Here is a 14813-nt window from a genome sequence, read left to right as displayed (position 1 = left end):
TTGTTTAATGACAATCATCTCATTCATCATAAATATATTTATGTGCATATCGATATATCAGATACCCCACCAGGAGTTTCGTAACTAAAAGGCAACCCCAGGGATATTTATATTCACTGACTGAGAAATAAAAAAAGCAGCCAGAAACCGGAGCCTTCAACGTTTATCGCCGCCAGCATTTCTCTGCCACTGTCCTTAGCGCTATCCATACTGATCTCCTTTATCCATCCCCTTTCCTGCGCTTAATCCCCGCAGAGGCCCCGCTTTGCCGACAAGTTTGACTGGCTGCAGGCACGCTACCGCCCATCGCTGTTTCCTGTTTATCAGGGACCCGTAGCGCACAAGGTCAGGCAGGCAGATTGTTGTTGTTCAACGTCCGCGATCGGGTTCGCGGGTTACTCGGTTTCGTTTTTTAAGGCGTCAGCCCCGGCTCCTGACGTATTAGCCGTGCCCGGCGTCAGACAGGCGTCCTTCTGCGGGACCAGACTGATCTCCACCCGGCGATTTTGCGCCCGCCCCTCTGGCGTCTCGTTGCTGGCGACAGGACGGCTTGCGCCGTAGCCCTGCACCGCAAAACAGCTCTCCGGCACATCGCCGGTATCGCGCATCCAGTCGCGGACCGCCTCGGCACGCTTCAGGGAGAGTTGTTGATTGGATCTATCGTTGCCGATGCTGTCGGTATGGCCTGCCACCACGATCAGCCAGCCGGGTTTGGCCTTAATGCCCAGCAGCGAGTTCACCAGCAGCTTTGTCGAACCCGGTTTCAGCGCCGATTTGCCGGTATCGAACAGCGCCATGCTATCGAGGCGGATCGTCTGCGGCCCCTGCACAACCTGCTTGATGACCGGACGCGGCGGCGGGGGCGGCGCCCAGTCATTGATAGCGGCTTCCACGAAGGGGATCAGCCGCCCCCCCTGATACAGCCCCAGCCGATAACGCAGCGGCTCCCCCCGGCGCAACCAGTCATCCAGCAGGCGGCTGTCGGCACGCAGACGCTGCTGCGCCTGCAGCTTCGGCGTCGGCGGCGTGCCGCTGAGGCGGTGGTACACCGCCAGATGATCGCCGACGCTGCGCACCAGGCGCTGGTTGTTGATAAAGGAAGCCAGCATCGCCAGCGCCAGAAAGAGGAAGCCCACCCCAGCGGAAAGACCGGCATCGCGCATCCGGCGGCTGACCCCGTGGCGGTGCGGCAGTGACGACAGAAGAAGATCCGGCAGCGGGTGAGGACCTGGCGCCGCGTCGTTGCCCGGGGAGAGCGTGGTGATCGCGGCGATTTGCTGTTGCCAGAGGTTATTCGCCACCGCCGCTACCGGTGTCAGGCAGATGCCCGCGGCACACAGGTTCAGCGGAGGAAGTTCCGCCTGCCGGGCGCGGAATGGCCGGAAAAGAGCGTTTTCGGCCAAGGTCAGAATGCTCTCCAGCCACAGCGTCTGATGCAGGCGTGAGGCAGGGCTGCCCTCCCGCTGCCACCCGGCAACCGCCTGGGGCGCTTGTCCCTTCAGCTGCACCTGGAGACCAGCCCTCTCCGGCGTGATGGTAAACCAGCGGCTTTCCGCGGCCTGGCCGCCTGGCGGCGTCACCCAGAACACGCTCCACACCGGCGGCAGACCGTTTAGCCAGGTTCGGCACTGGACGATACTCCGCCGCCAGTCGCGCAGCGACTGCGCCAGATGCTCCCCGGAGGGGTGGTGCTCCGGTACCACCGCCAGCAGCACGGAAACCTGCGATACCAGTGCCGGACGCGCCGCCGCCAGGTACTGCGCCAGCCCCGGCAATTGCTCCGCGCTGTCTCCCCGTAGATACCAGCCGTGACGGGTTTCGCCGTGCGCCGAACGCCCGGGAAACAGACCGTCGGTATCCCCGCAGACCAGAACCACTGCCCCCTGAAAATCCTCGGGCGGCAGGACGATTTCCGATCGCTGACGGCTGACTGCCCGGCGACGCTGACGCCAGAGCGCCGCGCCGCCCGCCAGCAGGATGCACAGACTGAAGATCACCTGGTTGCCGATGGACAGCGGCCAGAAGCCCAGCACTAGCCACAGGGCCAGGATGACGGTCAGTATCGTAAGCAGACGACGGGCATTATCACGCATTTCTTATCCCTGCCCTGCTATCTGCGCCACCATCTGTGACAGCACGGAGGAGAAGGTCAACCACAGCGCCGCCAGCGCCACAATGCCAGCCGCCCAGCCGCACCAGTACATCCGCCGTCCGCTGCGCAGCCGGGAGGCACGAACCACCACCGGCGCCTCTTGGGTCAGGCTGAACGGCGGGACCCGCGCGCCAAGCGCTTGCGCCACGTCCTCACGCCGTTCGTCATCCTCGGCGCGGTACTGTCCGACAAATCCCAGCTGTAAAGTACGAAAGAAACAAGTCAGCACTGCCGCATCCGCCGTGGGCTCTCGCAGCAGCTGGCGGATCCGTTCCCAGAGCTCTTCCCCGGCGTTGAGAGTGCTGAAAAAGCGCGCCTGCAGCGGATCCTTGCGCCACCTGCGGTAGCCATCATCCTGACTGGCGCGGTTGAGGACGCTCTCATCCAGCAGCGCGCAGTAGGCATAGAGCATCTGCTCAGCGCTGGCTTCACTGACTCCCCCCGCCGTCAGCGCCTCGCGCGCCTCGGTCACCCATCGACAGGCCTGGCGATAGAGCGCCTCGCCATCCGTCACCGGCTGGCCGCAGCGTAACTGGCTGACCATCAGCCAGCCCGGGTAAAAAGTTTTGTTGATCAGATCGCTTTCAGAGGTATTCATGAGCGCAGTACCGCAAAGAGTTCAAGTTTCACGTCGCCAAGCGATTCCGGGGTATAGAAGGTGCAGTTGCCGGCCTCCAGCATCGCGCGGGCGGCGTCGGTGGAGAGATCCAGAGCGAAATATTGGTTTTCCAGACGTAGCGGAATGGCCGCCGGCACATGGCTCAGCGGTTTGATCGCGATGCCGCTGAGGGCAATATTGACGACCTCGGCGACATCATCATGGCTACCCGCCTTACAGAGCTGCGGAAAGCGGCTCTGTAGCTGGTGAGGGGGGAGTGAAGAGCGCACCGACAGATAAAAATCCGCCCCCTCGCGCAGCCGCGCATCGTGCAGCCTGCCCCGCCAGATCTCCCGGTCGGCGCCCTGCTCCAGAGCGATGGCGATCACCCTTGAGGGCAGGCTGACTTCGAGCAGCGTATCCAGCAGGGCAAACAGCGGCGGGAATACCTGCTCTGGCGAGGCATGCCGGTAGCGGGGGATTGCTTCCAGATGATGTTCAAGGGAGAAAGTCAGCAGACTGCCGGCCAGCCTGGCCAGTTCGCGATAGAGCAGCTCCGGATGGCGCGAAGGGTCCTGATGCAGCTCGCTGAGCACCGGTTCAGCGCTGTTCAGCGCGTTGAGCAGCCAGAACAGGGAAACATCCGCCACGGCAAAATCAGCCATCCGCGCATTGCTTTCACGACGCATGGCCATCAGGCGTCTGCGTCGGGCCTGCAGGCGATGTAACAGCTCGCCCAGCTCGCTGACCAGCGTCGGGCTTGCCGCCAGCGACAGCAGCGGCGGGATGAATTCCGGGTCAACGATCCACTGCCCCTGGGCGTCGCGCACCAGACGCGCTACCGGGCAGGTGAGAAAGGCTGCATTTTCCTCGGTGGAGAGACGCAGCGTTAGCGCGTGCCGCAGAACGGCCAGCTCGCTGCGTTCATGGCCGGCCAGCTCCTGGACGGTCACCTGCTCGGCGCGCCAGCGGCGCGGGCGGGCGCTCTCCTGGCCGTCATCAAGATTGCCGCCGCTGGCGCTGAGCAGCGGCAGAGCGAGCAGAACCTCCACGCTGTCCTGCATCACGTCCGATACATCGCGGACCGGTGGCAAAATATCCGCCAGCTCGGTGTCAATCAGCGTTCCGTCGGCGAAACGCACGATCAGCCGGGTAGCGTTGAGCCGGGAAAGGGTGAGCGCGCTCGCGTCAAACTCCGCGCGCAATACCCCCCACGGGTGGGCGAGAGCCATGCGGGAGACCGTATCGGCGACGTGCGCGTCCCAGCGGGCCTGTTGCTGAAACTGCTGCGGGACCAGAAAAGCCCCGTCGCGCCATAATGGGCGGAAAATCTTCATTGCACCTCCTGTGCCTTTCGCTTTCATTGGTCTGCAGACAGGACCAAATGCCCGGACGGATATCCCTCATCCGCCGTGTGTTCGGCTGGATTTATTACCTGCCGCTTCAGGGAAAGGAAATATCTCCCCTGCCCGCGAGAGTTTCGAAGTCAGATAATATTTTTGGTCAAGGGATGTTTATCATAAAGCGAAAGAGTCAGGGGGAGGTAACGCCTGGCCCTAAATAATATCTGAATTCAACCCAAGGTAGCTTTATTGCTCTCGGTCATCACATGTAGAAGGAATATTCCATAAGCGACCCTTTTATTATTTTCCTGTTGAATATTAATTAGCAAATTAATCCCTCCGTCAGGAATATTTATATTTACCTTAAATATAAATAATAATAAAAATATCACCGCAATCGATATACCCTCAGTAGCGCTGAGTCCAGAATCTCCCCCGGCAACTGCCAGATACCCGGAGGAGCGCCCCGCCCCACCCGGCCATTGCCAGGCGCTGCATTACCCCGTATTTTGGTTTCCCGCTCCGCTGTGGGCGGGTGTCAGGGCGAACGAGAGAGAGAAAATGAAACCACTATTTGTCTATGGGACGCTCTGTCCCGGTCGCAGCAATGCGCATATTCTGGAGGCGATCGGGGGCGAGTGGCGTCCCGGCTACGTCACCGGCACCTTTTACGCGCGCGGCTGGGGCGCAGCCGCCGATTTCCCGGGGATCGTCCTCGACGCTCACGGCCCACGGGTCAACGGCTATCTGTTCCTGTCCGATCGGCTGGCGGCGCACTGGCCCATGCTGGACGACTTTGAGGAGGGGTACGATCGGGTGCCGGTGGAAGTGACCACCGACGATGGACAGCAGATCAGCGCCTGGATTTATCAGCTTCAGCCCCGGGGGTAATCCCCCACCGCGCTGCGCGGCATGGTACAGCAGCCCAGCGCGATCGCGAGTCTGGCGTCGTTTCTGCCAATGCAGGTATACTTGCCAGATGTTTCCTCAGTTTCAGACACGCAGATGACAAAACTCACCTTACAAGAGCAGATGCTCAAAGCCGGCCTGGTCAGCAGCAAAAAAATGGCTAAAGTCCAGAGAACGGCGAAAAAATCCCGCGTTCAGGCCCGTGAGGCCCGGGAAGCGGTGGAAGAAAATAAAAAAGCCCAGCTGGAGCGTGATAAACAGCTTAGCGAGCAGCAAAAGCAGGCGGTGCTGGCGAAAGAGTATAAAGCCCAGGTGAAGCAGCTGATCGAGATGAACCGCATTACGGTCGCCCGGGGCGATATCGGCTTTAACTTTACCGATAATAATCTGATCAAAAAAATCATGGTCGACAAGCCCACCCAGACCCAGCTGATTAACGGCCGTCTGGCGATTGCCCGCCTGGCGGTGGATAACAAGCCCGAAGGTGAATATGCGATTATTCCGGCGGTGGTGGCTGAGAAAATTGCCCAGCGCGACGCCAGCAGCATCGTGTTGCACAGCGCCCTGAGTCAGGATGAGCAGGATGAAGACGATCCGTACGCCGACTTTAAGGTGCCCGACGATCTGATGTGGTAACCCCGGGCTTTCCCGCCGCGGGCGATCAAAACGGGCTCGCCTGCTGGATGTGCATCGGCTCATGGCTGACGGGGTGGACAAAGCGCAGTTCGCTGGCGTGCAGCATCAGCCGCGAAGCGCATTCCGTGCCGGGCAGCTCCCGGCCACCGTACAGATCGCAGCCAAGGATCGGATAGCCCAGCAGCTGGCAGTGAATACGCAGCTGATGGGTCCGTCCGGTCTCCGGGGTGAGCGTCACCCGGGTTAACGCCAGCGCCCTCTCGCCTTCTCGCGCCTGATACAGGCGGTCTATGACCCGATAGCGCGAACGCGCCGGTTTGCCGTGGCGGGCGCAGAGCGCCATGCGCGGGAAATGGGCCGGATCTTTGGCGATTGCCGCCTCCACTATCCCCTCGTCTTCCGCCAGGTGGCCGCACAGCAGCGCCGTATAGACCTTGTCCACCGTGCGCTGGCTGAACTGCTGGCACAGCAAGGCGTTAATGCCCTTGTTGCGGGCGATCACCATCAGGCCGGAGGTGCCGAAGTCCAGGCGGTGCACCAGGGTGCAGCCCGGAAAGCGCTGTACCAGCCGATGATGCACGGAGTCGAGGTTGCGCGGATCTTTGCCCGACAGGCTCAGCAGCCCGGCGGACTTATTGATCAGCACCAGGTGTTCGTCCTGATACAAGAGGGTGATCTGTTCGCGACACGGCGGCGCGACAAAGGTATCGATAATGGTGGACATCAGGCGGCCCGAAGAAGGAGTGGCTGGCGATAGTACCCCATTTTGGCCGCCGGCACGATGCTGGCGCACAATCCGCCCTCGCGGCGGCGTCATTTATCACCCACACTTATCGCAAAGGCATAGCCTGTACAGGCAATGTGCTTTACACTGCGCGCTGCAAAATTTGTGTTAACCAACGAGTAATACGGTAATGGCGATGAACGGAACAATCACAACGTGGTTTAAAGATAAAGGTTTTGGATTTATCAAAGATGAAAACGGCGAAAATCGTTATTTTCACGTGATTAAGGTCGCCAATCCTGATCTTATCAAGAAAGACGCGGCGGTGACTTTCGAACCTACCACCAACAATAAAGGGCTGTCGGCCTACGCGGTGAAGGTCATTCCGGAAAGCAAATATATCTATATTGCCGGCGAGCGGTTGAAGCTGACCTCCATCAAATCCTATGTGGTGTACCGGGAAGAAGAGCCGGTCGAGACCCGCGTCGATAAAGAAAACGCCGTGCTGTCGGTCGGGCTGCTGATGAACAGCATCCGGCCAAAAGCCACGGTGCAGCCGGGAGAGATGCGCTCGGTGAAAAAGCTGGCGATCACCACCTTTCAGGGGACAACCCTGATCTTTTCGGAAGACGAAATCGATATCGATGCCACGGTAAAACTGCTTAAGGTGTAAGCCCTGGCGCGCGGTTTCCCGCGCGCCCGAAGTCCTGCCCGATATGCTACCCGCCATCGCCCCTCGCCGGACGGGGCGATGGCGCCAGACAGCCGATAAGGATGCCGCCATGCCCGTAAATTTTGACTTCAACGATCTCTACGCCTTTCGCGCCCTGATGGAATATGGCAGTTTTCGGCTGGCGGCCGAATCCATCTGCCTGTCGCAGTCGGCCCTTAGCCGACGCATCGAAAAGCTGGAGACGGCGCTGGGCAACCGGCTGTTCGATCGCACCACCCGACGGGTGACCCTCACGCTGTATGGGCAAAATTTTGCCGAACGTTCGGAGCAGCTGCTGGCCCATGTCGAGACGGTGCTGGCGGATATCAGCCAGGTCAGCAAGGCGCGCACCGGGCTGGTGACGGTGGCGACAGTGCCCTCCGCCGCCTACTACTTTATGCCGGAAATCATCCGCAGCTTTCAGGCGCGTTATCCCCAGGTGCGCATCCGGTTGATTGACAGCAGCGTCGGGAATGTGATCGAGGCGGTCAGCAGCGGACAGGCTGACTTTGGCCTCTGCTTTGCCAAAAACCTGCCAGCCAGTATCGAATTCACCCCTCTTGCCGACGACCGCTATGTGGCCGCCTGTCGGCACGATCATCCGCTGGCGCGCAAGACGCACCTAAGCTGGCAGGCGTATTTTGAACAGGATTATATTGGCCTGGATCGGGTCTCCGGCAACCGGACGCTGCTTGACCGGGAACTGGCGCATCTGACGCCGGCGCGGCCAAGTATCTGCGAAACCCGCCACGTCACCACGATGCTGGGGATGGTGGAAGCGGGCATCGGCATTGCCGCCGTGCCCGCGATGTCGATGCCCGCCGGGGAGCATTCCGTTCTCCGCGCTGTGCCGCTCACCGACCCGGTGGTCACGCGTACGGTAGGCCTGATCCGCCTCAGCGGCCGTATTCAGTCCTACGTGGCGGCAGAGCTGGAGAAGCTGATTATTGAACAGTATCCTTCTGGCTGACCGGCGCGGCGGCGGCTACGCTTCGCATACCGGTGGCGTGGATGGTCTCCTGCGCCGCCGGTGACGCCAGATACGTCAGCAGCGCCTTGCCTTCCTGCGGGTGGTCGGCGCTGATGGTCACCGCCCCGGCAAAGCGGGTGATGTACTGCAGGTTATCCGGCAGTTCGCCGACGAAGGTTACGCCGGGCACCGGCAGCAGTTCGCTCACCTGCTGAAAACCGATCGCATACCGTCCCTTGGCCACTTCCGAGGCCACCGGAATGCGCTCCACCATCTGCGCTTTACTCTGCATCGCGTCATCAATGCCCAGGGTGTGGAACAGCGTCGAGCTGACATAGCGTCCGCTGGCGCTGTCGGAGTACGCGACCGATGGCGCCGCCAGCAGCGTCGCCCGCAGCTGGTCTGCGTTGTGGATAGCCGGCAGCGGCGCCCCCGCCTTCACCACCACGCCGATCGGCGAGTCGGCCAGCTCCCGGCGCGAATCCGGTTGCGTACGGCCCGCTTTCTCGAGGCTGGTCAGCGCGTCCCCGACCATGATCACCACGTCCGCGTGTTCGCCGCGCGCCAGACGGTTAGGGATCGCCTGCGGCGTTTTTCCCATCGACGGGCCAGGGATCACCACGAGGTGGTTGCCGGTTTGTTTTTCCCACGCCGGGGCCAGCTTTTCCAGCGCCGCTTTGAAGCCGCCGGAGATCATCACGGTGACCTCAGCGGACAACGCGCTGCCGCCGGTGGCGGCCAGCAGCAGCGTGGCGAGCAGGGTTCCTGTCGTTTTACGCATCATCTTCTCCCTGATTAACGTGCCGTCTGCAGCGCTACGGCGCTACGGCGATAGAGGTAGCAAGTGGCCAGCAGACCGCAGATGGCGGCAAAGCTCATCCAGTAGCCGGGAGACGCTTTATCACCGGTATACTCAATCAGCGCCGTGGAAATCACCGGCGTGAAGCCGCCAAACACCGCGGTCGCCAGGCTGTAGGCCAGCGAGAAACCTGCCACGCGCACTTCGGCGGGCATAATTTCGGTCAGCGCCGGGATCATCGCCCCGTTGTACATGCCGTAGATAAACGACAGCCACAGCAGCACGCTCAGCATCATCAAAAAGCTCGGGGCGTTCGCCAGCATGGTCAGCGCAGGCCAGGCGGTAGCCAGCGCCAGCAGGGTCATGGCGATCAGCACCGATCGGCGGCCAAAGCGGTCGGACAACGCCCCGCCCACCGGCAGCCAGAAGAAGTTGGAAATCGCCACCAGCAGCGTGACCAGCAGGCTGTCAGAGGCGCTGAGCATCAGCACCTTTTTACCAAAGGTCGGGGCATAGACGGTGATCAGGTAGAACGCGGTGGTGGTCATCGCCACCATCATCATCCCGGCGATAACCACCTGCCAGTTCGCCAGCAGGGTGGCGAATACCTGGCGCATCGCCAGATGATGGCGGCGGGCAGTAAACTCCTGGGTCTCCTCCAGCTTACGGCGCAGGATAAAAATGAACGGAACAATCAGGCAGCCGAAAAGGAACGGAATACGCCAGCCCCAGTCGCTGATAGCGCTCGGCTCCAGTACCGCGTTGAGGGCAAAGCCCATCGCGGCTGCCACCATGATGGCAACCTGCTGACTGCCCGACTGCCAGCTGGTGTAAAAGCCTTTGCGGCCCGAGGTGGCGATCTCGGCCAGATAGACCGACACCCCGCCCAGCTCGGCGCCGGCGGAAAAGCCCTGCAGCAGACGGCCGATCAGCACCAGCAGCGGCGCCCACAGGCCAATGGTCTGATAAGAGGGGATCAGCACGATCAGGAAGGTGCCGGTGGCCATGATCGACAGGGTGACGATCAGCCCCTTGCGCCGCCCCACCTTGTCGATATAGGCGCCAAGTACGATAGCGCCGATGGGGCGCATCAAAAAGCCGGCGCCAAAGACTGCGAAGGTCATCATCAGCGAGGCGAATTCACTGCTCGCCGGAAAAAAGGTATGGGCGATGTAGGTGGCATAAAACCCGAACAGAAAAAAGTCGAACTGTTCGAGAAAGTTACCGGACGTGACGCGCAGAATGGCGCCGATCCGGTCACGGGTACTCATCTGTGAGGTTGTTGAATGCATGCAGGTCTCCAGTTTGTTATCCACGCGTTGTCGCGCGCCTGTCGCTGAAGACTGAAACAGAACCGGGAACGAAATAAGCGTAATAAACGCATCCACTAATGCATTTTACGCATGAATAACATTTAACTAATTAACATTACTTTTACATACAATCATTTAACACACACCGTCCTAACCACGCCGCGGGTGACGGCGAAAAAGTCAGTTTTCCGTTTTGTGACCGGGGCCAGGATATGTCGCCGTGGGTTGAAGGCATAAAACCTGGCCTGGGGTAACGAAATACCCTGCCGGCTGGAAAGCGCGTCAGGAAGCGGTGGACTCCCCCACCAGCGTCTGCAACAGGGAGATAAGCCAGCGGGTAGCCTCGCGTTTCCCGCTGCGTTGGTGGGCGTAAATCTTGACGTCAAACGGCGGAACCGGAAACGGCAGCGGGAAAATGGTCAGCCGGGCGGCGCGGGCCATCGTCTCCGCCGCCCGCCGGGGCAGCGCCATCAACAGGTCGCTCTGCTCAATAATAAAGGGCGCGCTCAGCATCGAGGGGGTTTTCATCGCCACCTGCCGCGAATAGCCCTGTCGCTCCAGCTCACAGTCCAGCACCCCCTGCCGCTCATTCCACGGGGTCACCACCAGATGACGGGCCGCAAGGTAGGCGTCCAGGGTCAGCGCCGTCCGGTTGGCCTGGCTGATGACCACATATTCGTCCCGCAGCCAGTTAATCTCCTCAAGATCGGGATGGGCTGGCTCGTCAGGGGTATTGAACCCGAGGGCCAGGTCGACCTCGCCCGCCAGCAGCTCGGTCAGCGCAGGGCTGTGGGGCAGATAACGGAGCTCAAACCGCAGCCCGGGCGCCTCACGCTGCAGGTGATGCATCAGCGTCGGAAAGACGCAGAACGCGGTGAAATCGGTGATCGCAATCTGCATGCAGTCGGTGCTGGCGGCCGGCACAAACGCCGCCGGCGGCGTCAGCTCCTGGTTGAGAAACTTCAGCGCCGAAGCGATAGAGGGCGCCAGCTGGCTGGCATAGACGCTGGGGCACATCCGGTGGCCTTCGCGGTAGAACAGCGGATCGTTGAGGGCGCTGCGCAGCCGGGAAAGCGCATGGCTCAGCGCCGAGGTGCTCATCGCCAGCTCTTCCGCCGCCAGGCGTACCGAGCGGGAGCGATAGACCGCGTCAAAGACCGGCAACAGGTTGAGGTCAATCCGGCGCAGGACAGGATGCATAATATTCATCGTTTGCTGATTTCATTGCACTTAATTCTTTTCACAATACCGCTTATCCTCAGGGTCAGCAATTTTGCTCTCTCTTTTGACTATTGATAAAGGACGCCCCATGAGCATCACGATCCGCCAGGCCACCCCGGACGACGCCACCGCTATTTACGACATGATTTATGAACTCGCGGTCTACGAGAAAGCCCCCGAAGAGGTAGTGACGACGCCAGAGGAGATCAGAGAGACGTTGTTTGCCAGCGGCAGCAAAACCGAAGCGCTGATCTGCGAGGTGGCGGGCAAAGCGGTGGGCTACGCGGTGTTCTTCACCAGCTACTCCACCTGGCTTGGACGCAATGGTATCTATATGGAGGATCTGTACGTCACCCCCGACTATCGCGGGATCGGCGCAGGAAAAGCGCTGCTGAAAACCATCGCGCAATATGCTGTACAACGTCAGTGCGGGCGTCTGGAGTGGAGCGTGCTCGACTGGAACCAGCCGGCGATTGATTTCTATCTGAGCATTGGCGCGCAGCCGCAGGATGAGTGGGTGCGTTATCGCCTCACTGGCGATGCGCTGCGGGCCTTTGCGGAGTAAAGCGGCTCACCAGCAGGTCGGCGCCAGGCGTCGACCTGCTGGCCGCGGATCAGGCTTCGACCGCGCTCTTCTGCAGCTGCGGACCGGCCAGCGCCAGACGCGCGCCCGCTTCGGTATCGCTGTACTGCTTGAAGTTATCCATAAACAGCTGAGCCAGGCTCTCGGCCTTCTCCTGCCATTTATCCGCTGAACTCCAGCCATTACGCGGATCCAGCACCGCGCTGTCTACCCCTGGAATGCTCTGCGGGATCGCAAGACCGAACACCGGGATGGTCTCCTCGCGCAGCGGGCCGGTAGTGCCGTTGAGGATCGCGCTAATGATGCTGCGGGTATCGCGCAGCGACAGGCGTTTGCCTTCGCCGTTCCAGCCGGTGTTGACCAGCCAGGCTTCGGCACCGGATTCCGCCATCTTCGCCGCCAGGACGCTGGCGTACTGGGTCGGGTGAAGCAGCAGGAACGCCGCGCCATAGCAGGCGGAGAAGGTCGGCGTCGGCTGGGTAATGCCGCGCTCGGTGCCCGCCAGCTTCGAGGTGAAACCCGACAGGAAATGGTACTGCATCTGCTCGGTGGTCAGACGGGAGACCGGCGGCAGGACGCCAAACGCATCGGCGGCAAGGAAAATCACCTTCGACGGATGGCCCGCGCGGGACACCGGCTTGACGATATTGTCGATATGCGACAGCGGATAGGAGACGCGGGTGTTTTCGGTTTTGCTGCCGTCGGCATAATCCACGCTGCCGTCAGCGCGCACCACCACGTTTTCCAGCAGCGCATTGCGGCGGATGGCGCCATAAATCTCCGGCTCCGCCTGCGGATCGAGATTGATGGTCTTGGCGTAGCAGCCGCCTTCGAAGTTAAACACGCCGTCATCGTCCCAACCGTGCTCATCATCGCCGATCAGCTGACGATGCGGATCGGTCGACAGGGTGGTTTTCCCGGTCCCGGAGAGGCCGAAGAACAGCGCCACGTCCCCTGCTTCGCCACGGTTGGCCGAGCAGTGCATCGACGCGATGCCTTTCTGCGGCAGCAGGTAGTTCATGACCGAGAACAGCCCTTTCTTCATTTCGCCGCCGTACCAGGTACCGCCGATGAGCTGAATACGCTCGCTCAGATTAAAGGCGACAAAGTTCTCGGAGTTCATCCCCTGCGCCTGCCAGTTGGCATTGGTGCAGCCCGCGCCGTTGAGCACCACGAAGTCTGGCGTAAAGCTGGCCAGCTCGTCGGCGCTTGGCACGATGAACATGTTTTTGACAAAGTGGGCCTGCCACGCCACCTCGGTGACGAAGCGTACGCCAAGACGGGTGTCCGGGCTGGCGCCGCACCAGGCGTCGATGACGTACAGTTTTTTGCCGCTCAGCTGGCCCGCGACCAGGCTTTTCAGGCTGCGCCACACGTCTGGCGATAACGGTTTGTTGTCGTTGCGGCCGAGGCCGGAGTCTGCCCACCAGACGGTGTCGCGAGTCTGTTCGTCGCGGACGATGTATTTATCGCGCGGCGAACGGCCGGTGAAGATCCCGGTATCAACAGCCACAGCGCCAGAGTCGGTCATCACGCCGCGGGCCGCGCCGGTCAGCTCAGGAGAGGTTTCATGTGCAATAAGCAAATCGTAATCAGGGTTGTAATAGAATTCGCCGCTTGCATTAATCCCCAGCTCCTGCAGAGCCATTTTTACTGATTCAATTTGTTGTGACATGGAACTCCTGACAAACTATTTAAGGTAAGAGGCCTGGGTTATTCATTGCTTTCGTCATCGTCGCCGGCTATTTAATAAGATAAGTCCTGGACAATGAAATAAAGCAATAAATAACCGTGAGTCGCGATTTCATATCGTGCTCATGTAGGGTCGCCGATATGCATTCATAAATCTCAACTTTCCAAAAAATGTTAACACCTGTCGATAATTATGTTAATTGCATAGTTTCTATGCGCTATGCTAAAATTGCATAGCCTTTATTGCGTTTTTGAGGACTGGATCGGTGTTGGCAAATCTGGAAGTAAAATGGCTGTATGATGTGATTGCCCTTGAGGAGTCGCGCAGCTTTACCCTGGCGGCCAAAGCCCGCAACATCTCTCAGTCTTCGTTCAGCCGACGCATCCAGTCGCTGGAGGCTTCCCTCGGATTCAGCATCTTCGATCGTAGCGCCAACCCTCTGCAGCTGACCAACCGCGGGAAAATTTTTGTCGGCTATGCGCGAAATATGCTCGATGACATGGATTTTCAGATCAGCCGTATTAAAGGCTTAAATAACACTACCCAGAAAATAAGAATCGACGCCGCCCCTTCGCTGTCGGTGTTATTACTGCCGGAGATCATCGCCGGTTACACCGACCGTAAAAATAAGACTTTTCATGTTGAATCGATTAACGTCAACGACGCCGTATTTAACCTGAAAGAGGGAAAAAGCGATTTTATCCTCTCCTTCTATAATGAAGAATTAATGAACTATCCGTTTATTAATCATAAAATTTTTGATTCTTACCTGCACCTGGTCTCCCCCTGCGACGAACATGGCCGCCCGCTGTTTCATTTACATCGCGGCGTGCTGCCGCTGATGAAATACGCCAACGACAGCTATATGGGGCGCCAGGTGAACCAGGTGATCGACCGCACGCCGGAGATCACCTTCTCTCTCACCTTTGTTTCTTCCATGAGCGAGCTGCTCAAGCGCATGATCCTCAATGGCGACGGCGTGGGCTGGCTGCCGCAATACTCTATTCAGCGCGAGCTGGACGAAGGCCGGCTGACGATCCTCGATGAGAGCCTGTCGCTGCCGATCGGCGCCTGGCTCTACCGCTCCGGCTCGCGGCTTAACCAGGCCGCCGAACGTTTCTGGCAGCACATTAAAACCCGTAACGAACCGCGGGAATAAC

15 protein-coding genes and 1 pseudogene are annotated in these 14813 nt (G+C 59.9%); 6 read left to right on the top strand and 10 right to left on the bottom strand.

What is annotated here, in order from left to right:
* Positions 1–84 precede the first annotated feature (84 nt).
* The 5 genes and pseudogenes from KB890_RS24535 to KB890_RS27760 all read right to left on the bottom strand — a co-directional run bounded on the left by KB890_RS24535 (position 85) and on the right by KB890_RS27760 (position 4542).
* Positions 85–209: pseudogene (locus KB890_RS24535) on the bottom strand (hypothetical protein).
* 186 nt (positions 210–395) lie between these two features.
* Entirely contained in the window at positions 396–2093 is a 1698-nt protein-coding gene (locus KB890_RS24530) for an OmpA family protein (protein ID WP_004180406.1), read from the bottom strand.
* Between the two features lie 3 nt (positions 2094–2096).
* A complete protein-coding gene (gene tssL / locus KB890_RS24525) occupies positions 2097–2750 on the bottom strand; it encodes a type VI secretion system protein TssL, short form (protein WP_004180407.1) in 654 nt (217 codons plus the stop codon).
* The gene (tssK, locus tag KB890_RS24520) at positions 2747–4087 is read right to left on the bottom strand and encodes a type VI secretion system baseplate subunit TssK (protein ID WP_015874925.1); all 1341 of its coding nucleotides are present in this window, start codon (positions 4085–4087) and stop codon (positions 2747–2749) included. The genes tssL and tssK overlap by 4 nt, the downstream gene beginning before the upstream one ends.
* 236 nt (positions 4088–4323) lie before the next feature.
* Positions 4324–4542 carry a hypothetical protein gene (locus KB890_RS27760; protein WP_153933009.1) on the bottom strand — a complete coding sequence of 73 codons (219 nt, stop codon included), beginning with the start codon at positions 4540–4542 and terminating at the stop codon, positions 4324–4326.
* A 112-nt stretch (positions 4543–4654) separates the two neighbouring features.
* Here KB890_RS27760 and KB890_RS24515 point away from each other — a divergent pair, with 112 nt between their 5' ends.
* Together KB890_RS24515 and KB890_RS24510 are read left to right on the top strand one after the other, a co-directional pair.
* Complete coding sequence (locus KB890_RS24515) at positions 4655–4984, top strand: gamma-glutamylcyclotransferase family protein (protein ID WP_002910650.1); 330 nt, start codon at positions 4655–4657, stop codon at positions 4982–4984.
* 114 nt (positions 4985–5098) lie between these two features.
* Positions 5099–5638 carry a DUF2058 domain-containing protein gene (locus KB890_RS24510; RefSeq protein WP_002910652.1) on the top strand — a complete coding sequence of 180 codons (540 nt, stop codon included), beginning with the start codon at positions 5099–5101 and terminating at the stop codon, positions 5636–5638.
* A 25-nt stretch (positions 5639–5663) separates the two neighbouring features.
* On the opposite strand, the gene KB890_RS24505 is transcribed toward KB890_RS24510, so the two are convergent.
* A complete protein-coding gene (locus KB890_RS24505; RefSeq protein ID WP_020324968.1) occupies positions 5664–6362 on the bottom strand; it encodes an RluA family pseudouridine synthase in 699 nt (232 codons plus the stop codon).
* Between the two features lie 190 nt (positions 6363–6552).
* Between KB890_RS24505 and KB890_RS24500 the strand changes: the two genes are divergently transcribed.
* Together KB890_RS24500 and KB890_RS24495 are read left to right on the top strand one after the other, a co-directional pair.
* The gene (locus tag KB890_RS24500; RefSeq protein WP_002910657.1) at positions 6553–7035 is read left to right on the top strand and encodes a cold-shock protein; all 483 of its coding nucleotides are present in this window, start codon (positions 6553–6555) and stop codon (positions 7033–7035) included.
* Between the two features lie 109 nt (positions 7036–7144).
* Positions 7145–8044 (top strand): L-proline-binding transcription factor PsrA, encoded by a 900-nt coding sequence (locus KB890_RS24495; RefSeq protein WP_004152315.1) that lies wholly within the window; start codon positions 7145–7147, stop codon positions 8042–8044.
* Here KB890_RS24495 and KB890_RS24490 read toward each other — a convergent pair.
* The 3 genes from KB890_RS24490 to KB890_RS24480 all read right to left on the bottom strand — a co-directional run bounded on the left by KB890_RS24490 (position 8019) and on the right by KB890_RS24480 (position 11365).
* Positions 8019–8828 (bottom strand): substrate-binding domain-containing protein, encoded by an 810-nt coding sequence (locus KB890_RS24490; protein WP_004145468.1) that lies wholly within the window; start codon positions 8826–8828, stop codon positions 8019–8021. The two genes, KB890_RS24495 and KB890_RS24490, sit on opposite strands and share 26 nt — an antisense overlap.
* Positions 8829–8839: 11 nt before the next feature.
* Positions 8840–10135: an MFS transporter gene (locus tag KB890_RS24485; RefSeq protein ID WP_004152313.1), complete on the bottom strand. Its 1296-nt coding sequence runs from the start codon at positions 10133–10135 to the stop codon at positions 8840–8842.
* 303 nt (positions 10136–10438) lie between these two features.
* The gene (locus tag KB890_RS24480; protein WP_002910715.1) at positions 10439–11365 is read right to left on the bottom strand and encodes a LysR family transcriptional regulator; all 927 of its coding nucleotides are present in this window, start codon (positions 11363–11365) and stop codon (positions 10439–10441) included.
* A gap of 100 nt (positions 11366–11465) precedes the next feature.
* On the opposite strand from KB890_RS24480, the gene KB890_RS24475 reads away from it, so the two are divergent.
* Positions 11466–11942, top strand: coding sequence for a GNAT family N-acetyltransferase (locus tag KB890_RS24475; RefSeq protein ID WP_002910717.1), 477 nt, complete (start codon positions 11466–11468; stop codon positions 11940–11942).
* Between the two features lie 49 nt (positions 11943–11991).
* On the opposite strand, the gene pckA is transcribed toward KB890_RS24475, so the two are convergent.
* Complete coding sequence (pckA, locus tag KB890_RS24470; RefSeq protein WP_004180410.1) at positions 11992–13635, bottom strand: phosphoenolpyruvate carboxykinase (ATP); 1644 nt, start codon at positions 13633–13635, stop codon at positions 11992–11994.
* A 283-nt stretch (positions 13636–13918) separates the two neighbouring features.
* On the opposite strand from pckA, the gene KB890_RS24465 reads away from it, so the two are divergent.
* Positions 13919–14812, top strand: a complete 894-nt coding sequence (locus tag KB890_RS24465) for a LysR substrate-binding domain-containing protein (RefSeq protein ID WP_002910720.1) — start codon at positions 13919–13921, stop codon at positions 14810–14812.
* Position 14813 lies beyond the last annotated feature (1 nt).

This window comes from Klebsiella sp. P1954 (assembly GCF_018199955.1).
In the GTDB taxonomy this organism is placed as follows: Bacteria; Pseudomonadota; Gammaproteobacteria; order Enterobacterales; family Enterobacteriaceae; genus Klebsiella; species Klebsiella pneumoniae.
The sequence above is the reverse complement of the archived record's forward strand: the minus strand, read 5'-3'. Positions and strand labels throughout refer to the sequence as shown.